The organism is Flavisphingomonas formosensis (assembly GCF_009755815.1).
In the GTDB taxonomy this organism is placed as follows: Bacteria; Pseudomonadota; Alphaproteobacteria; order Sphingomonadales; family Sphingomonadaceae; genus Flavisphingomonas; species Flavisphingomonas formosensis.
The window spans coordinates 114,776-134,685 of record NZ_WRPK01000002.1; the positions used below are offsets into that span (position 1 = coordinate 114,776).

General features: G+C 66.2%; 12 protein-coding genes. 6 read left to right on the forward strand and 6 right to left on the reverse strand.

Annotation, left to right across the window (positions count from 1 at the left end):
• Window positions 1-19: 19 nt before the first annotated feature.
• The 3 genes from GQY20_RS06690 to GQY20_RS06700 form a co-directional block, all read right to left on the reverse strand.
• A complete protein-coding gene (locus tag GQY20_RS06690) occupies window positions 20-1,081 on the reverse strand; it encodes a mechanosensitive ion channel family protein (protein WP_157216303.1) in 1,062 nt (353 codons plus the stop codon).
• Between the two features lie 106 nt (window positions 1,082-1,187).
• The gene (locus tag GQY20_RS06695; RefSeq protein WP_157216304.1) at window positions 1,188-5,390 is read right to left on the reverse strand and encodes a translocation/assembly module TamB domain-containing protein; all 4,203 of its coding nucleotides are present in this window, start codon (window positions 5,388-5,390) and stop codon (window positions 1,188-1,190) included.
• Window positions 5,390-7,366 (reverse strand): autotransporter assembly complex protein TamA, encoded by a 1,977-nt coding sequence (locus GQY20_RS06700; protein WP_232475920.1) that lies wholly within the window; start codon window positions 7,364-7,366, stop codon window positions 5,390-5,392. The genes GQY20_RS06695 and GQY20_RS06700 overlap by 1 nt, the downstream gene beginning before the upstream one ends.
• A 211-nt stretch (window positions 7,367-7,577) precedes the next feature.
• Between GQY20_RS06700 and GQY20_RS06705 the strand changes: the two genes are divergently transcribed.
• The 3 genes from GQY20_RS06705 to GQY20_RS06715 are packed head-to-tail and all read left to right on the forward strand — an operon-like array spanning window position 7,578 to window position 11,542.
• Entirely contained in the window at window positions 7,578-8,102 is a 525-nt protein-coding gene (locus GQY20_RS06705; protein WP_157216306.1) for an RNA polymerase sigma factor, read from the forward strand.
• 33 nt (window positions 8,103-8,135) lie between these two features.
• Window positions 8,136-9,110: a FecR family protein gene (locus GQY20_RS06710; protein ID WP_157216307.1), complete on the forward strand. Its 975-nt coding sequence runs from the start codon at window positions 8,136-8,138 to the stop codon at window positions 9,108-9,110.
• On the forward strand, window positions 9,107-11,542 hold the full coding sequence (locus GQY20_RS06715) for a TonB-dependent receptor (protein ID WP_157216308.1): 2,436 nt from the start codon (window positions 9,107-9,109) through the stop codon (window positions 11,540-11,542). The genes GQY20_RS06710 and GQY20_RS06715 overlap by 4 nt, the downstream gene beginning before the upstream one ends.
• Here GQY20_RS06715 and GQY20_RS06720 read toward each other — a convergent pair.
• Complete coding sequence (locus GQY20_RS06720; RefSeq protein WP_157216309.1) at window positions 11,519-11,737, reverse strand: hypothetical protein; 219 nt, start codon at window positions 11,735-11,737, stop codon at window positions 11,519-11,521. The two genes, GQY20_RS06715 and GQY20_RS06720, sit on opposite strands and share 24 nt — an antisense overlap.
• A gap of 234 nt (window positions 11,738-11,971) precedes the next feature.
• Between GQY20_RS06720 and GQY20_RS06725 the strand changes: the two genes are divergently transcribed.
• Window positions 11,972-15,181 (forward strand): autotransporter outer membrane beta-barrel domain-containing protein, encoded by a 3,210-nt coding sequence (locus GQY20_RS06725; RefSeq protein WP_157216310.1) that lies wholly within the window; start codon window positions 11,972-11,974, stop codon window positions 15,179-15,181.
• 67 nt (window positions 15,182-15,248) lie between these two features.
• On the opposite strand, the gene GQY20_RS06730 is transcribed toward GQY20_RS06725, so the two are convergent.
• Complete coding sequence (locus tag GQY20_RS06730) at window positions 15,249-16,145, reverse strand: CorA family divalent cation transporter (protein WP_232475921.1); 897 nt, start codon at window positions 16,143-16,145, stop codon at window positions 15,249-15,251.
• Window positions 16,146-16,255: 110 nt separating this feature from the next.
• Window positions 16,256-17,860, reverse strand: a complete 1,605-nt coding sequence (locus tag GQY20_RS06735) for an inorganic phosphate transporter (RefSeq protein ID WP_157216312.1) — start codon at window positions 17,858-17,860, stop codon at window positions 16,256-16,258.
• A 162-nt stretch (window positions 17,861-18,022) separates the two neighbouring features.
• On the opposite strand from GQY20_RS06735, the gene GQY20_RS06740 reads away from it, so the two are divergent.
• Window positions 18,023-18,508, forward strand: coding sequence for a VOC family protein (locus GQY20_RS06740; protein ID WP_157216313.1), 486 nt, complete (start codon window positions 18,023-18,025; stop codon window positions 18,506-18,508).
• Between the two features lie 144 nt (window positions 18,509-18,652).
• Window positions 18,653-19,831: an aromatic ring-hydroxylating oxygenase subunit alpha gene (locus GQY20_RS06745; protein WP_157216314.1), complete on the forward strand. Its 1,179-nt coding sequence runs from the start codon at window positions 18,653-18,655 to the stop codon at window positions 19,829-19,831.
• Window positions 19,832-19,910 lie beyond the last annotated feature (79 nt).

The following is a 19,910-nucleotide window of genomic DNA, read 5'->3' on the forward strand; positions in this document are numbered from 1 at the left end:
CAGCTTTCCAGCAGAATTTTCAATCGCGCGCTTCCACGCCTTCGAGACGACGTCGCGGCAGCGCCTCGGGCATTTCCCGCGAGATATACGCCAGCAGCGCTTCGCGCACGTCGCAGCGCAGATCGAAGGCAGTGCTGGCATCGCTGGCAGTCATCAGCGCACGCACTTCGATCGCGTCCGGTTTCATATCCGTGACCTGCATATTGTAGAAGCGGCCGTCCCAGCGCGTGTTCGCCTTCACGATCTCCCCCAGCTTCTCGCGCAGCCGTGCGATGTCCGCGCGCGGATCGAGATACCAGAGCACCGTCCCGAGCAGCCGGGATGTCTCGCGCGTCCAATTCTGGAAGCTGTTTTCGAGGAATTTCGAGACCGGGACGACCAGGCGCCGCTCGTCCCACAGGTTGATCACCACATAGGTCAGGCGGATTTCCTCGATCCTGCCCCATTCGCCATCCATGATCACCACGTCGTCCAGACGGATCGGCTCGGTGAACGCCATCTGGATGCCGGCGATAAGATTCTTGAGCGCGGGCTGCGCCGCGGCACCGACGGCCAGACCGGCGAGACCCGCCGACGCGATGAGCGTCACGCCGATGTTGCGCACGCTGGGGATGCTCATCAGCATCATGCAGAAGGTGATCAGCAGCACGACGAACAGCGCCACCCGGTAGAGAATTCCTGCCCGCGTCCTGCGCCGACGCGCCCTTAGATTGTCCGCCACGCTGATGTCTGCCCGATCTTGGACGACATCGTTGATCGCACCGAGCAGCGCCACCGCCAGCCAGCCGATCAACGCGGGAACGAGCAGGCCCGAGAGGCGCGACCAAGCGGTCTGTGCCAGCGCGGGCAGAGGCATGAGCGGCTGCACCACCGAAAGCGCGATGGCGACCAGCACCCAGCGCGCGGGGCCGATGAAACGCTTGAGCAGCAGATTGTCGGCATTGGTGGTCGTGCGTGCGACCATCCTCTGCAGGACGAAGACCACCGCCGCATGCACCGCCACGGCGATCGCGACGGCAAGGCCGATCGTCAGAAGGATCTGAAGCCAGGCCGGCAGGCCCTCGATCCATTGGCGGTCCATCCGCGCCTCCTTGCATCATGCTCGATTGTGCAAGTGCGAACGGAAAAACGCACTGTCCGTTCCCGGCGCCGCGGCCGGGTTGAAACACCCCAACGATGAGTTGCGGTCAATAATCCTTGGAATAGCGAATGTTGACGCTGGATCCGCCGAACGATCCGGTTTGGCTCAGCACGCTCAGGGCCTTTGACAGCGATATTTCGAGCTGCGTCGCGGTAAAGCCGCGCGCGTCTGTGATCACCTCCACATAGACGTTCTTGGAGATATACTTGCCCGCAGCCAGCGAAGTGCCGCGGCCGGCATTCTTGTCCTCACCGAGCACGCGCAGCCGGTCGATACCGACGGCCGAGCGCAACTTGCCGAGCGGATTGAGCCCGCCGCCCGAGCCGCGCAACGAGTTGAGCGCCGCCGCCAGCTGGATCGCCTGGGTCGGCGACAGCGACGTCACCGAGGATCCGAACAGCAGCCGCGAGAGGATCTCGTCCTGCGGCAGGCTGGGGGTGGAGGTGAAGCTGATCTGCGGATGCTGGGCATGGCCGCCGATATTGATCGTCGCCGATACGCCCTCCACCGTGGTCGACGCGGAGATATCGAGCTCGGGATCCAGCAGCGGACCATCGAACTGGATGTCGCCATTGTCGTCGAGGTCGAAACGGCGGCCGGCGAAGCTGTAGGTGCCGCGTACCACCGAAAGCTTGCCGACCACCACCGGCTTGGTCGCCGTGCCGGTGATGCGCATGTCGGTGGCGAACTCGGCCTCGAGACCCATGCCGCTCACGAAGATCTGATTGGCCGCGCGGATCCGGATGTCGAGCTGCCACCGGCTCGGAGGCGGTGTCGCCGCGGCCGCAGCCGCCACGCCCTGCTGCCCCTTGCGGCGCACGCCCTCCAACTCGGCCACTTCGGCCGCACCCTGACGCACGATCTGGTAGCGCGCGCTGGGAACGCGCAGGTCGCCCTTGATCAGCGCGCCGTCCGCCTTGCTGTTGGTGACGGACAATGTGCCGGACACGGTGGCCCCGAGCGCGTCGCTCTTGGCGAGCTGCGCCTTGTCCAGCGTCACGGCGAGGCTCAGCGGATAGCCTTGCGCCGCATCCAGGCTCACGGTGCCGCGGCCCGAGATGGTGCCGGTCCCGGCACGGCCGCTGAACGACGGGATTTCGAGGCGCGACTGGGTGAAGCGGCCCTCCAGCACGATGTTCGAGATCACCGTACCGTAAATCTCATTCTCGTAGCGCAGGCCGTTGGCGCGCATCACGCCGTTCAAGGTCGGCTCGCTCAGCGTGCCGCCGAAATCGGCGGCGACCGCGATCGGGCCGGTGACGTTTTGCCGGGCGATACCGGTGGCCGTCCACAGCACGTCGGCGGGGCCGTTATAACGGATCCCGCCCGAAAGCGGCGCGCCGAACAGACGCTGCGCCAGCCCCGCTCCCGAACCGAGCGGGGCGAGGCGAAGCTGCATCCGGCCCACCGTCGCGCCACCGCGGCGGATCAGCGCGCGAATGTCGCCGCCTGACCCGTCGAGCGTGCCGAGCATGGCGACGTCGACCGGCTCGGAAACCACAAAGGACGAGGTGCGGGTCAGGTGTGCGATGTCGAGGCGCGCGCGCAAGGTCGGCACCTCCGCGCCCGGCTTGGTGCTGTAATCGATCGTGCCGCTGGCGCGCCCGTCTATGCCGAGACCCGGCTTCACCATGGCGACCACGGCCATGCTCATATTGTCGAGCCGGGCGTGGATGTCTGTGGTGGCGCCGTAGCGGCCGCTGATCTGCATCCGGCCCTGGGGCACGACCAGCATCACCGGCTGCAGATTCCAGTCCTTCCCCGCCTTGGTCGCAACTGCCGGCTGGGCGAGGTGGAAGGCGATGCCATTCGCGTTGCCCTTCACATTGGCGACGATGCGATCGGGCGAAAGCGCCGCTTGCATCGCCACGTCGAACGGCACGCCACTCTCGCCCGCCGCGGTCATGGCCAGCGTGCCGCGGCCGCTGCGATAGTCGATCCGGCCCTGCGCGCGCCCGATGAGCGTGTCGCCTTGGCGAATGTCGGCGAAACGGAAGGCGCCCGTGACCGAGGGTGCGTTGGGATAGAGTATCGCGGTCGCCTGGATCACGCCGCTGCCGATGGTGATCGGCACCTCGCCGGGGATCTTCGCCGCCTGCGCCTTGACGTCCACGTCAGCACGCTGGTTCGCGCCCGCTGCGGAGAGCTTCACAGCGCCGTTGAAACCCGATCCGGACAGGGTGAGTGTGCCGCCGAACGGGCCCGCCGCGGTCTGGACGAGCTTGCCCGCGAAATCGATGCCTGCGAACCGGGCGCTGGCGACGTCGATCGCGAGCGGCCCCTTGCCCGAATGGATCAGCACGTTGGCGGCGAACGGCCCATAGGGCGAGCCGCCCTTGGCCTTGACGCTGTACCCCTGCGGCACGCCGCGCAGCTCCGCCTCCACACTGCTGAGCTGCACGCCGACATAGGGACGCGGCGCCTTGAGCAGCACCACCGGCTTTTCGAGTGTGCCCGACGCGGTGACCGCCAGCGGGCCATATTGGCGAGAGACCGCACTGGCGCGGAAGGCGATCTGTCCGGTCGCGGTGTTGAAGCTGCCGCCGCCATCGGTGACGCGGAAGGCGGGCGCCGTCATGCGCAAGCCCTGCAACGAGGCGATGCCATTCTCGTCGAAACCGAAGCGAGCGGTGGTGACGGCATTGCCGCCCAGCGTGTCGCGCACGGTGGCGTTGTCGAGCGATCGGGTGGCGACCTTGAACGCGCCCTGGATACCGAAGCCGCCCTTCTTGCCGGGCACCAGCCTGGCATCGGTGGTCAACGCGATGCGGCCGAGCCCGTCGACGTGATAATCGTTGATCCGGCCCTTGATCGCGCCGGTGTAGCGCCCGGTGTTCATGTCCGCGAGGATCAGCGCGGTCGCGTCGATCTGCGAGGACCGCAGATGCAGATTGTCCGACATCAGCCGCCCGTCGGAATAAGCGAGATCGCCATTGACCGAGAGATTGGCGAGCAGGCCGCCGGCCGCGGCGTTGAGGCCCGTCACCCGCTTCGCGGTGGCATTCACCGGGATCAGGATACGCTTGGCATCGATCGTCGCTCGGCCGGAGGCGGCCAGGCCCTCGATGCCGGTATTGCCGAAGCCGATCGCAGCGGCGGAGAGCTTATAGGCGATCGTCGGCGTCGCGAACGGCCCATCGAGCATGGCCGCGAAGCGCACGTCCTTGCCGCGGACATTCTCCGCGATCGCACCGGGCGTCAGCAGCTGCGCGTCGATGGCGAGATTGCCGAAGCGGTTTTCGCCGAGATCGACCAGACCGGCCGCGGTCATCGCCAGCGCGCTGCTGTGCGCCGCCAGCTTGAGGTCGGCCTTGCGCTTGCCCAGCGTCGCGTCGAGATCGATGGTGATCGCCGGTTCGGTCAGCCGCGCGCCCGGGCCGGTCAGCATCAGGCCGGGCACGACGTCGCCCTTGATCAGGAAACGCCCGTCCTTGCCGATCACGCTGAGATCGGCGAGCGAGGCGCCGCCGAGCCGGCCGGCAAGGCGGCCGTTCCAGTTCTTCCAGTCGCCATTGCCCTTGATCGTGAAGGCCAGCGGCTTGCCCAGCTTGGCGTAGCTGTCCACCACGCCGCCCACCGGTGCGTCGATCGTCGCATCGATCAGCAGCCGATTCTGGTCCGGCACCGCATCCAGCTTGACCACCACCGCGTCGCCGCCCGCAATGCCCGGCGCCGCGATGGCGTGCGCATCGGCATCGATACGCGCCCGACCGCCGGCGATGTCGGCGGATCCGGCCAGCGACAGGATATGGCGCTTGCCGGTGACCGGAGGCTCCATCACCAGCCGATCGACCTTGAGCCGGCCGATCGCGATATCGAGATCGGGCAGGATCGGCGCATTGGGCTCCGGCGGCACCGGTTTCAGCGCCGGATTGCGCAGCAGACGCACCTCGGGCGAGAGCAGCGCGCGCACGTCCAGCTTCTTGCCGAGATAGGCGAAGGGCCGCCAGTCCAGCGTCACATGATCGGATGTCAGGAAGGCGCCCTTGGTGTCGTTCACCGAGAGGCCGATCAGTTCCATCCGGTCGTAGATCGATCCGTCGATCCGGCGGATGTGGACGGAGATGCCGCTCTGCGTTTCATAGGCGGCGATCTGGCGGGCGAGGAAGGCCCGGCCTGGCCCGGTGTTGAGAAACAGGACGAACAACAGGAGGAAGGCGAGCAGCGCGGCGACGACCAAGCCGGTCCATTTCGCGATGCGCCACCCCAGCGCGGGACGCTCGCGGACGATGGTCTCTTCCTCCGCCATCAGAAGGCCTGCCCGATCGAGATATAGAGCGCGACCTTGGATTCACCCTTCCTCCGCCCGATCGGCGTGGCGACATCGACGCGCATGGGGCCGAAATTTGTATAATAGCGTCCGCCTATGCCGGCGCCGTAGCGCATGCCCGACAGTGACGGCACCGAGGATTCGCCGACGCGGCCGGCGTCCACGAACGGCACGATGCCGAAATTGCCGAAGCGATAGCGTGCCTCGAACGCGAATTCCGTCACGGAGCGGCCGCCGATCGGATTATTGTCGATGTCCTTGGGTCCGAGCTGCTGGTAGCCGAAGCCGCGCACCGAGCCGCCGCCGCCCGAATAATAGCGCCGCGACGGCGCGATCGCATCGCGCGAGGCGCCGATGATCGATCCCACCCGCGCCCGGCCGGCGAGAACCAGCGAATCCATCGCCGGAAAGTAGACGCTGCCTTCGAGCAACAGCCGCGCATAGCGATCGAAGCTGCCGCTGGTCCGCTTCTGCACCTCGGGGCTCACCCGCGCGGTGAGGCGATAGCCTTTGGTGGGATCGAGCAGGCTGTTCGACCGGTCATAGCCGACCTGCAGCGGCAGCGCTGCGATCAGATAAGTGTTCTTCGTGCGATCCTGCGTCGCCGTCTGGAAGCGGGTCTCCCGGCTGGCGAGCAATTCCGTGCCGACGCTCCAGGTCCAGCGCTTCTGCCAGATCGGCGTGCTGGCACGCGCCAGCGTGCCGGTCAGGCTCACCGTCTCGGCATTATAGGCGTCGAAACGCTGCCGCGCGACGCCGGCGCTGACCGTCAACGTGCGATCGCGCTGGCCGGCATTGGATCGACGGAAGGTGGTGGTCAGGCTCTGCTGCTGCGTGCCGGCAACCGCCTCGACGATCAGCGCCCCTTCCAGCGGGAAGAGATTTCGGTGCGTCCAGCTGCCGGTGAGCTTGATGCCCTCGCCCGTGGCATAGCCGGCATTGGCCGCCAGCGAACGCCAGGGCCCCTTGGCCTGGCTGACCATCAAATCCACCGTCTCGGTGCCGTCGGGCGCCAGCTGTCCGGTATGCACCGGCTCGACCGCGATGGTGGAGAACATGCTGGTTGCGATCAGCGCCTGGCGCAGATCGTCCACCTTGCGGCTGTCATAGAGCTCGCCGGGCTTGAAGCGCCGGAAGATTTCGAGATGGCTGATCGGGAAGACCGCATCGCCCTTGGTGCGCAGGCCGCCGAAAACCGACCGCGCGCCGGCATCCACGGGCAGCGTATAATCCCCGACATGGGTCTTGTCGTCGAGCAAGATGTCGCGTTGGCCGACCTGCACGAAGGGATAGCCATGTTCGGGCAGCCGCAGCGAGACCTCGGCCTCGGCATTCTCGATCGCCGCCGCGACGATCGGATCGCCGGTCTTGAGGTTCAGCGCCTTCAGCGCCAGCGCCTCCGGTTCAGGCGGCGCGCCCGTCACGACGATCTTGCCGAGCCCGTAGCGCGGCCCGGGCGTCGCCGTCAGCGTGACGGTCAGCCGGTTCTCCGCATTGGGCAGCGTGTTGACCGACGCACTGGCGAGCCCGTCATAATAGCCCTCGGAGCGCAGCAGCCGCTCCATCAGCGCCACGTCTTCCGATGCACGCGCCGATACCTGTGCGGCCCCGGCTGCACGCTTCTTGCCCTGCAACAATGTCGACAGATCGCGGAAACGGCCTTCCAGTCCGATCTTGTCGAGCCCCTTCACCACCACCGCGTAGGGAATCTCCGGTACAGTGTCGTCCTTCACCGCCACGTTGGGCGGGGGCATGGTGTCGAAGCTGCCGAGCGGCGGCAGCGGTGTAGAGAGTTCGGGATCCGGCGCCGGTTCGGGCGCGGGCGGCGTGGCCTCGGCAGGCGGCGGCATGGTGGCTTCGAGTGGCGGGAGGCTGGCGTCGAAGGCCGGATCGGACAGCGCCGCGTCGTTTGGATCGGGTTGGGCAACGGCAGGGGCTGCCGCGGCCAGCAGCAACGCACATCCGATCCGTGAAACCCTTTTCGACTGCAAGCCCGCCCCCTTCGTCCCTCGGATATACCCGCGATACGACAAATTTGTTCCTTCGCACCTGCGCAATTCGTCGTCTCTTTGGACCGGCTTCCCCTTCTCACCAATTCGTGACCTTTGCCAAACCATGCTTTAAGGGCAGCAGCAGAAACGAGAGAGATCCGCCGGCTGAGAGCGCATGGAGCAACAGGACGCCAATGGGCTTGAAGCGGTATTCTTCGCCGAGCGCGCGCGATTGCTCGGCTTTTTGCGTGCGCACGGCGCCGGCGAGGCAGCCGAGGATCTGCTTCAGGATTTGTGGCTGAAGATTTCGTCGGCGCGCACCGGCCCGGTCGCCCAGCCGCTCTCCTATCTTTTCCGCGCTGCAAACAACCTGATGCTCGATCGCTACCGCTCGGTGCGCCAGGACGTTAAGCGAGAGCAGGACTGGTCGGATGCAACCGGCGCGACCACGCCCGGCCGATCTGACGAGCCTTCGGGAGAGCGGGTGCTGATCGGGCGCGAATCGCTGCGCAAGGCCGAAGCGGCGCTGGCCGCGCTCGGCCCGCGGGTGGAGCGGATCTTCCGTCGTCACCGTCTCGATGGCATCGGCCAGCGGGAGATCGCGGCGGAAATGGGGATCAGTCTCAGCACGGTGGAGAGCGACCTGCGCAAGGCCTACAAGGCGATGATCGAGCTCAGGAGAACGCTCGATGAGGGTTGAAGCGATCGTCTCCGTCATTGCGGTGAGACGCAGATGACGAAACCGCACGATCAGATCGAAAACGAGGCGCTGGACTGGGTGATCCGGCAGCGCGATCCCATATTCGACGATTGGGACGGCTTCACCGCGTGGCTCGGCGCCGATCCGGCTCATGCCGACGTCTATCATGCCGTCGCGACCGCCGACCAGGATATGGGCGCGCTGCTGCAATCGGCCCCTGCACGCCGGGCCGAGCCGATCCGTCCCGCCCCGGCTTTTTCCCCCGCCCCGCCTCCGCAGCGACGCGCCGTCGGACGACGGGGCTGGCTCGGCGGTGCCGTCGCCGCGTCTTTGGCGCTGGTCGGCGGCTATGGCTGGATGACGACGCGGGCGCTGCCTTATGTCGTGGAAACGGCGCCTGGCGAGCATCGCACGCTGGCGCTCGGCGATGGCACCCGCATCGACCTCAACGGCACGACCCGGCTGACCTTGGACCGCAACCATCCGCGCTTTGCCAGCGTCGATCACGGTGAAGCGCTGTTCACCGTCGTTCACGACGCCAGCCGCCCGTTCACGGTCAGCGTCGGCGGCGCAACGCTGCTGGATGTCGGCACGGTGTTCAACGTGGTGCGCGAGGCGCATGAGACGCGCGTCGCCGTGTCCGAAGGCGCGGTCGTCTACAATCCCGATGCCGAGGCAGTGCAGCTCCCGGCCGGCAAGGCCCTGCGGGCACGCGACGGCGATGCGCCGCTGGACGTGACCGCGGTCGCGCCCGACAGCGTCGCCGGCTGGCGCGAGGGCAAGCTCGTCTATGACGGCGCGCCGATGGCGCAGGTGGCGGAAGATCTCGGCCGCAGCCTTGGCCTGTCGGTACGGGCGGCGCCCGATGTGGCGGCGCGGCCGGTGCGCGGAATCATCACCATAAGCGGCGGCGACAAGGAAGCGATGCTGCGATCGGTCGGCCCGCTGCTCGATATTGCCATCGGCCGCGAGGGCCAGACATGGGTGTTGACCGCTAAAGGACCGTGACCGCACTTCGCCTCGCCTTTGCGTTCACTGCGTCGGTGGCCTGTGTGACGGCCGCCGCGGCGGCTCCCGTACGCGATTTCGATCTGCCGGCCGGGAATCTCGGCACGGCACTCACCCAACTCGGCCGCCAAGCAGGCCTCAGCATCAGCGTCGCCGACGCCGGCCTGTGGCGCAGGCCCGTGCCGCCTCTCAAAGGACGCATGGCCCCGCGCGAGGCGATCGCCCGGCTGCTTCGAGGCATCGACGCCCGCATCGTCGAGATAGACGCGCAGACCTTCCGCATCGTCGCCTTGGCACGGCCCGCCCCCGGCGCGGCTGTCCGCCCCTCTTCCCCGCCACGCACCACCGGCAGCGACGAATCGCCGATCATCGTCACCGCGAGCAAGCGCGACATCCGCCTCAGGGACTATCCCGGCATGGCCAGCGTGCTGGACGGCAAGGATCTGGCGTTCGGCGGTGAGCGCGGCACCGAATCGATCCTCTCCCGCCTGGCCAGCGTCTCCTCGACCCATCTCGGCGCCGGCCGCAACAAGCTGTTCATCCGCGGCATCGCGGATTCCAGCTTCACGGGGCCGACCCAGGCCACGGTCGGCCAGTATCTCGGCGACATCCGGCTGAACTACAACGCGCCCGATCCGGACCTGCGCCTCTACGACGTCGCGTCGGTGGAGGTGCTCGAGGGGCCGCAAGGCACGCTCTACGGTGCCGGCTCGCTCGGTGGGATCATCCGCATCGTCGGCAATGCGCCGCGGCTCGATACCACAGAGGCCAGCGTGTCAGCTGGCGTTTCGGCCACCCAGCATGGCGATCCCAGCGGGGATCTTGGCGGGATGGTGAACCTGCCGCTCTCCCCCCACATCGCGCTGCGCGCGGTCGGTTATGGCATCACCGACGGAGGCTATATCGACGACGTGCTGCGCGGAAAGCACAATATCAACCGCACGGACGTCTATGGCGGCCGCGTTACCTTGCGGATCGACCCGGGCGATGGCTGGACGATCGATCTCGGCGGCATCGCGCAGGATACGCATGGCGACGACAGCCAATATGCCGACCGCGATCTGCCGCCGCTCAGCCGCGCGAGCCGGATCGGACAGGGTTTCGGCGGCCAGTATCGGCTCGGCCAGGTCGTCGTTTCCAAGCAGTGGGATGGGCTGCGCCTGCTCTCCTCGACGGGCTATATCCATCAGCAACTCACCGAGCGTTACGATGCCAGCCTGCCGGACGGGCCGCTGCGCATCTTCCGCCAGCATAACGACACGCGGCTCTTCACTACCGAAAACCGCCTGTCGCGGCCGATGCAGGACGGCTTCGGCTGGGTGCTGGGCTTCAGCTACATCGACAACCGTACCCGTCTCGACCGCTCGCTCGGCGCACCGGAGGAGCCGCTGCCCGTCACCGGCGTCACCAACCGGATCCGCGAGGTGACGGGTTACGGCGAAGTCAGCAAGCTGCTATTCGGCGCCCTCACCGTAACGGTCGGCGGCCGCTACACCCATGCGAAGCTGACCGGATCCGGCAACGACATGCTACCGACGCATGCCCTTGCCTTCGCCGGTACCACCGCGAGCCGCACCGAAAGCTCCTTCCTGCCGTCGGTCTCGATCTCCACGACGCCCCTCGACAAGCTCACTTTCTACGCCCGCTTCCAGGAAGGCTTCCGCCCCGGCGGCCTCGCGATCGACAGCGGCTATGTGCGCCGCTTCCGCAACGATCGCGTCGCTACGCTGGAAACGGGCCTGCGCTATGGTACGCCGGGCCGCGACACTGTCGATTTCAGCGCCAGCGGCTCCTACACGCGCTGGAAGAACATCCAGGCCGACTTCATCGACGAATCCGGCCTGCCCAGCACGGACAATATCGGCAATGGCCGCATCTGGTCGGTCTCCGCCACCGCGGGCTGGCAGCCGATACCAGGGCTGCGCGCCGATGTCGGCTTCACCTTCAACGACAGCCGCGTGACCGAGCCCTCGCCGGCTTATTATGTGGCGATCGCCCGCGCCAACCAGATGGCGCATTTCGACTTCGCCTCGGACGGCACGCTCCGCCCGCTGTCCGACGAAGCGATCGCCGCTGCGAAAATGAGCCGAATTCCGAATGTCGCCCGCTTTGCCGCACGCGTCGGCCTGGACTATCGCACCCGACTCGGCGATGGGATGGACCTGCGCGTGGGCGGCTATGCCCGCTATATCGGCAAGTCTCGCCTCGGCATCGGCCCGGTGCTGGGCGAAGCACAGGGCGATTATCTCGATACGGCGCTCAGCATGCGGATCGGCCGCCCACAGCTCGGCTTCACCCTGACGCTCACCAATCTCACCGACAGCATCGGCAACCGCTTCGCTCTCGGTACGCCTTTCAACACCGGACGCAGCGACCAGATCACGCCGCTTCGCCCGCGTACCATCCGCCTAGGCGTTGATGCCGCTTTTTGAGCGGCCGCGGGTGCGGCGCATCCCCGCTTCTGGATTGCGATCGTCCACCGCGGCATCGTAGGGCCGCCAGCCGCCGGATTCCCGGATCAGCGGCAGTTCGCACCGCTTGCAATAGCTGCGATAATCATTGCCGTTGCGCCATATGCGCCTGCTATCGCGCTCATGGCCGAGCACGCGGCACAATAGTCTGATCATGATACCCCCACATCCGGCGCCGCATTCCCGCAGCCGCCCCACTGCGAATACGCTATCACACCGTGTATATTCCAAAATGGATATATTTTAATGACAGATTTTCAATGCGTTGGATAGGCATTGGCAATTTTCTGCAAAGGCTTTCGACGATCGTCCCCGTCCCAATGCCATGACGGGGGAGGTGCGAGACGAAGAGCGCATGTCCCCTGCCGACTGGATGGATTGGGGAACTTCATGCGTTCGTTGCTTGCTACCACCTGCCTTACGCCGCTCGTCCTTGCGGCGGCCGCCCATGCCGAGACGAGCATTTCCACCGCGATCACCACGCCCGTACTGACCTCCACGGTAAAGAGCGGCACGCCCGATGACGTGCGCATCACCAGCGCCGGATCGGTGAAGCCCGCGGCGGGCGTAGCCGTCACCATCGACAGCGCCAACAAGGTCACCAACGAAGGCACTATTCAGATCACCGATTCCAGCAACGCCACCGGGATATTGGCGAATGCCGGCACGTCGGGCGGGATCACCAACGCCGCCGGCGGCAAGATCCAGATCGACGAGACCTACACGCCGACCGACAGCGACAATGACGGCGATCTCGACGGGCCGTTCGCCACCGGCTCGAACCGCTTCGGCATCCGTACTGCCGGCGCCTATAGCGGCGCCATAATCAACAGCGGCACGATCACGATCGAAGGCAATGATTCCGCGGGCATCAAGCTCGGTGGCGCACTGACCGGCTCGCTCACCACCGATGGCACGATCGGCGTGGTCGGCGATCGCTCGGTCGGCGTCAGCACGGGCGCGGTCAACGGCTCGGTGCGGCTGGCCGGCACGATCACCGCACAGGGCAAGGATGCAAGCGCCGCGGTGATCGGCGGCCCGGTCAGTGGCGCGCTGGTGGTGCAGGGCAGCCTCGCATCCACCGGCTATCGCAACACCACCCCACCCGGCGACACCTCGAAGCTGGACGCCGACGATCTCCTCCAGGGCGGGCCGACACTGCTCGTTTCCGGAGACGTCAATGGCGGCATCGTCTTCGCCGTCCCGCCCAAGGATGCCGACCCCAACAATAATGACGAGGATGGCGACGGCATCGACGATTCCAAGGAAGGGTCGGCCACCGTCACTTCCTACGGCAGTGCGCCGGCGGTGCAGATCGGCGCCACGGACCATGCGGTCGCGATCGGCCCGGTCGCGGGTACCAGCACCGGCTTCGGCATCGTCATCGACGGCAGCATCGCCGGCAACGGCGTCTATAGTGGCGTCAACGGCAATGGCCTTGTCGTCGGCGGTCTCGGCGGCGCCGTGACGGTGGCCGGCGGCATCGGCATCAACGGCAGCGTCACCGCCACCGCTAACGGCGCGAGCGCCACCGCGATCCGCATCGGCAGCGGCGCCACCGTGCCCGAGATCCGCGTCGCCGGCACGGTTTCGGCGGCGGGCGGCGGCACCACGGCCTCCGTCTCCACCGGCATCCAGATCGACAGCGGCGCGAACGTCTCGACGATCCGCAACAGCGGCACGATCAAGGCGACGGCGTCGGCCGCAGACGGCACAGCCGTCGCGATCCGCGACGTCTCGGGCTCGGTGAGCCTCATTGAGAATGGCGGTGCGATCAGCGCATCCGGCGCCGCATCGGATTCGGCCCGCAACATCGCGATCGATCTCTCCGCGAACGGCAGCGGCGTGACCGTGAAGCAGATCGCGGTCGCCGACGGTGTCGCCGCGCCGAGCATCAGCGGCGACATCCTGTTCGGCTCGGGCAACGACCTGCTCGACATCGCCGACGGCAGCGTTTCCGGCACGACCCGCTTCAACGGCGGTAACAACGCGCTCTCCCTGTCTGGCGATGCCGCCTATACCGGCAACACCGTCTTCGGCGCCGGCAACGACACGATGACGCTGGGCGGCACCGCCACCTATACCGGCAGCGCCGATTTCGGCGGCGGTGCGGATTCGCTGACGCTGGGCGGAAGCTCGATCTTCTCGGGCACGCTCGCGAACAGCGGCGGCCTCGCCGTCACGGTCTCGGGAGGCACGCTGCGGCTGACCAGCACCGGCACCACGGCGCTCGGTTCGCTGGCCGTTAGCAACGGCAGCACGCTCGGCATCGCCATCGGCGGCACCGGGGCGAACACGCAGATCCAGGTGGCAGGCAATGCCAGCTTCGCGGAAGGATCGAAGCTGGCCGTGCGGATCAACAGCATCACCCAGTCGGAGGGCCATCACGTCTTCCTGACAGCGGGCTCGGTCAACGGCGGATCCAACCTGTCGCTGAGCAGCGCTCTGCCTTTCCTCTACAAGGGCACGGTGGACAGCAGCACCGCCGGTCAGGTGGCGGTCGACATCTCGCGCAAGACGGCGGGCGAACTGGGTCTCAATCGCTCGCAGGCGGCGGCGTATAATGCGGTCTACGCCGCGCTTTCCAAGGACGCTCAGGTCGGCGGCGCTTTCCTCAACATCGCGGACGGGGACAGCTTCCGCAAGACGCTGCGCCAGATGCTGCCGGATCACGCCGGCGGCGCCTTCGAAAGCGTGACGCAGGGCTCGCGCGCGGTCGGCCGGATCCTCGCCGATCCCAACGCCCCCTTCAGCAACCAGGGAAAATGGGGTTTCTGGCTGCAGCAAGTGGCCTGGGGCACCGCCAAGAGTCTCGGCGACACCGCTTCCTACGACGTCTCCGGCTGGGGCATTTCGGGCGGCGCGGAGATCATCACCGGCGTCGGCAATTTCGGCGTCTCGCTCGCCTATCTCTACGGCAAGGACGCCGATGGCGGCACCGCCAATAAGGTCGATGCCCAGAACTACGAAGTGTCCGGCTATTGGCGCGCGAACTGGGGGCGGCTCAATGCCTGGGCACGCGGCGGCTGGGGCCATGTCCGCTTCAAGGGCACGCGTGAATTCTCCGGATCGACCGGCAGCCAGGATGTCGAGCGTACCGCCAAGGGTCATTGGAACGGCAATCTCGTCTCGGCGTCCGGCGGCGTTTCCTATCGCGTGATCGACGGCCATTTCTCGCTGCGGCCGATCGCCTCGGTCGACTATTATCGCCTGTCGGAAGGCAAATATGCCGAGCAGGGCGGCGGCGACGCGTTCAACCTCTTCGTCGCAAAGCGCAAGAGCGACGAACTGGCCGTCTCCGGATCGGTCGCGGCGGGCCTCAATTTCGGCGGGCAGGACGTCGATTCCGGGTGGTTCCGGATCGAGCTCGAGGGCGGCCGGCGACAGCTCGTCGGCGGCGATCTCGGCGCGACGACCGCCCATTTCGCAGGCGGTGAGGATTTCACGCTGGATCCGGAGAAGCGCAAGAGCGGCTGGATCGGCCGTCTGCGCGCGCAGGGCGGCAACGGCTCGTTCCGCGTCGGCGGCGAATTCGGTGCCGAGCAGCAGCAGGGTCATGCCGCGCTCTCGCTGCGCGTCGGCCTCCAGGTCCAGATGTGAGTTAGCTTCCCTCAGCCCCCTAAGGGAAGCGACGCCGCCGGGATTCCCCACCCGGCGGCGTCTTTCTTTATCGTCGCACGAAGCCCATCGCGCGCAATACGACATAAACCGCGAGCGCAGACCCGATGATCAGGGCGCCAGCGAAGATCGTGCCATGATGAGTGGCGCTACCCGGCAAGCCGCCGGTGTTCATTCCGAAAAATCCGGTGATCAGCGTGGGCGGCAGCATCAATGCGGTCATGATCGACAGCAGGTAGAGATTCTGGTTTGTCCGTTGGTTGATCTCGATGTCCATTTCTTCTCGCAGCAGCCGGAGCCGCGCCTGCATCGCGCCGACGTCGCCGTCGAGTGCGGCGAGACGCTGGGCTATCTGCTCGACCGCCGGACGCAATGCCTCCGGCAGATCCTCGTCCTCCTCGATGCGGTGGAAGACGGTACGTGTGCCCGCCAACATCCGGTGCAGCCGTACCGTGCGCCGACGCAGCGACGCCAGGCCGCGAATGTCGGGAGACAGGCTCTCGTCGAGCAACCCGTCCTCGGCCCGTTGCGCCCGAAGCTCGAGGCCGTGCAGCACCTGCATCGCCACCTCTGCCATCGCCATCACCTGCATCTGAAGCGCGGCGCCAGCGTCGTGGACGGAGACACCAGCGGCGAAGCGGCTGCGCACGATATCCGCCGATCGCAGCGGATGGCGGCGCGCGGTGATCAACAGGCCGGGCCCGACCCCGAAATGGAGCATGCCGACCCGGGTCGGCTCCACCTGTTCGAAATCGCGCTCATAGTCCGGAATGATGCCGCCAACGAAATCACCCTCGACGATCCCCTGCGCATGGCTCTCCTCGGAGAGCAGCATGGTGCGGATCGCTGGAGGCAGTATCGCTGCATTGGCGATCCAGCTGCGGCTGCGCCGGTCGACCAGATCGAAGTGCAGCCAGCGCAGCCCGTCCGCGGGCAAGCTCTCCAAAGCGGCTTCGTCGACGGGGCACGGAGCCCCGCCGACGCAATCCATTCCCCAGATCAGGCTAGGCCGGGCCAATATGCCGAGCGGATCGGCCCCCGGTTCCGGTTCCGCGCTCAGAATATCTGGGAGAAGCAGGCGTAGAGGATGCCCGCCAGCAGGATCGAAACCGGCAGGGTCAGCACCCAGGCCATGATCAGATTGCGGATCGTCGCCATCTGCAGGCCGGATCTATTGGCCGCCATCGTACCGGCGACGCCGGACGAGAGCACATGGGTGGTGGAGACCGGCAGGCCGAAGCTGTCCGCTGCGCCGATCGTCGCCATCGCCACCAGTTCGGCCGATGCGCCCTGCGCATAGGTCAGGTGGCTCTTGCCGATCTTCTCGCCCACCGTCACCACGATCCGCTTCCAGCCGATCATCGTGCCGAGGCCGAGCGCGAAGGCGACCGCGATCTTCACCCAGGTGGGAATGAAGCGCGTGGCCGCGTCGAGCGAGCCCTTGTAGATCGACAAGGTCTTGGTCTCGGTATCGGAAAGGCCCGCCGCCTTCTCCTTGGATAGGCGCTTGATAGCCTCCGAAGCGAGATACATGTCGTTGCGCACGTTATCGACGGCCGCGGCCGGCACCTTGGCGAGCGAGCCATAGCCCTGCACTTGGCGATCGATGTCGGCGACCAGGCTGGACAGTGCCGGCACGGTCGCCGGCGCGAACGTCTTGTCGGCGATATAGCGGGTCACTTCGCCGCGAACGCTGCCCGTCTGCGGCACGCCGCCGCCATGCGCCGAGAAAAGCTGCGTCACCGCGACCGAATGTTTGTGAAAATCGCTGACATAATGTTCCGGTACCGCGCGATTAAGCGCATAGGCGGTCGGCACGGTGCCGATCAGGATCAGCATGATCAGGCCCATTCCCTTCTGACCGTCGTTCGATCCATGCGCGAAGCTGACGCCAGTGCAGGTGAAGATCAGCAGGCCGCGAATCCACCAGGGAGGCGGCAGGCCGTCCTTCGGCTCCTGATACAGGGCAGGGCTTCGGACGAGCACCTTCATGGCGAGGAAGAGCAATGCTGCGAGGCCGAAACCGATCAGCGGCGAGAAGAGCAGCGCTTGGCCGATCTCGGTCGCCTTGCCCCAATCGACGCCCGCAGTGCCGCTCTTGCCGTGCATCATCGCATTGGCCACGCCGACGCCGATGATCGATCCGATCAGCGTGTGCGAACTGGACGAAGGAATGCCGAGCGCCCAGGTGGCGAGATTCCAGATGATCGCAGCGATCAGCAGCGCGAACACCATCGCAAAGCCGGCGTGCGAGCCGACCTGGAGGATCAGTTCGACCGGCAGCAACGAGACGATGCCGAACGCGACCGCCCCGGTCGATAGCAACACGCCGAGGAAGTTGAAGAAGCCGGACCAGACCACCGCGACGTTCGCCGGCATCGAATTGGTGTAGATCACCGTTGCCACTGCATTGGCAGTATCGTGGAAACCGTTCACGAATTCGAAGCCAAGCGCGATGAGCAAGGCTACGAAGAGCAGGAAGAAGGGCAGATAGGCGGTCGCGTGAACGCCGGCTGCGGCTGCGTCGACATAGACGCTGTAGGCCACATAGGCGATCGCAGCGAGCACGCACGCACCAAAGCCGACAGTGCCCATTCCGCCGAGCCCCTTTTCGAGGTCCGGTCGGAAAGCGGCATTCGGCGAGGCGGCAACAGTAGCCATCGGAGGCCTCCGCATTCGAGTGTCGGAAATCGATTAATGCCGCTTGATGACAGTTAGGTGTCGCGCGCGCCCAGTTGCGATCAACCATCCGGGGCGCCACGATCAAGAGCGGCGGACGGCGGCAGGCTAAGACCGCCAAGCTGACCAAGGAGAGGCCTTGATATGACCAATACCCTGATCTTCGTCGATCTCGCTTCGGACGATCCCTCGGCTGCGGGCAAATTCTACGCGGAGGTGTTCGGCTGGCAGAATGATGCCCGTCCGGAGGGCATCTATCACCGCATGGTGCCGGGCGGCTTCTTCAAGCGTAAGGATGGCAGCGACAGCGAGATCGGCAACCTGCATCTCGGCATCTTCGATGCCGGCAATGCCCGGCCGCACCCCGATCCGGCGGGCGTGGAGCCGCGCACCCTCTCCAACGACGGGCGCAAGCCGCGCATCTGGATCCTGATCGGCGACGACGACAGCGCGGATCGGATCCTCGCCACCGCCGAGAAGCTCGGCGCCAAGATCCTGTGGCGCGATCATTATTGGAAGGAGTTCAACGGCTACAACCATGCCTTTCAGGACCCCTGGGGCAATGAGATCATCCTGTGGGGCAAGGCCGGCGAAAATCCCCAGATTCCCGAAAACTACACGCGCGAGTAGGATGTTGTGCCCATTCCCCCTCCCCATCTGGAGGGGGAAGAGAATGAAACAACTTCTAGTACGCGCTGGCGCAAGACCGGACCCCCGCCCCGGCCTAGCCATTTTGCAGCGCAGCAGAGGCGGGAGTTCCAAGGGGTTGTCGTGATGGCGGATCTGATCAGCGCAGAATTCATCCAGAGCCTGTCAAGCTCGACGCGCGATCTGTCCGAGGCGGAGACGCTGCCGCCGGAGTGCTACACCTCGGCCGAATTCTACGAGTTTGAGAAGGAAGCGCTGTTCAACCACGAATGGCTGTGCGTCGGACGTGAAGCCTGGGTCGCCAGCCCCGGCGATTATTTCACCACCCAGATCATCGGCGAGCCGATCGTCGTGACCCGCGACATGAGCGGAACGCTGCGGGCCATGTCGTCGGTCTGCCAGCATCGCGCCATGCTCGTCGCCGAAGGCCATGGCAATGCGCGGGGCTTTCTGTGTCCCTATCATCATTGGGCCTATTCGCTGGACGGTCAGCTCGTCGGCGCACCGGCGATGGGCAAGACCTGCAATTTCGATCGCAAGGACGTCCGGCTGCCGCAGATGAAGGTGGAAGTCTGGATGGGCTTCATCTTCATCAACTTCGATGACGATGCGCCGCCGCTCGCGCCCCGCCTGAGGAACGTCGAAGCCGCCATTTCCAACTTCGATCTCGCCAATGCCGAGGGGCCGCGGCCCGGCCCGGCCGGCAAGTTCCCCTGGAACTGGAAGGTGATGTTCGAGAACAATAATGACGGCTATCACGCCAGCAAACTGCATCACGGGCCGCTGCACGACTTCGTGCCGAGCCATCTCGCCGAATTTCCCGACAGCACGCCGGCCGACGCGGGCTTCCTGCGCTACAACGGCACGCTGCATCCTGATGCCAGCTTCAATGCGACGCAGAAGGCGCTGCTGCCGCTCTTCCCCTCGCTCAGCGACGCGGATCGCAACCGCATGACCTTCGCCAACATTCCGCCGACGCTGTCGCTGGTGATGATGAGCGACATGGTGATCTACCTGATCCTGCGCGCCGACGGGCCGGAAAGCCTGGAACAGGATACCGGCCTCCTCTTCGCGCCGGGCGCGATGAAGGACCCGGGTTTCCAGCACAAGCTGGATATGAACATGGCGGCGGCCGGCGCGATCATCGCGCAGGACATGCATGTCGATGAGCTCGTCCAGGTTGGCCTGCGTTCGCGCTTTGCGCCGCGCGGCCGCTATTCCTGGCAGGAAGGTGCGCAGGGCCAGTTCAACCGCTGGCTGGTGCATCGCTACGACGAAACCTATCGGCGGACGACGCGCGGATGAAATGTCCGCTCGTGCCCTCTCCGGCCCCGAAAGGCCATGGATGGCGCGGGCGATCCGCCGCTCAGATCCCGATTTTCCA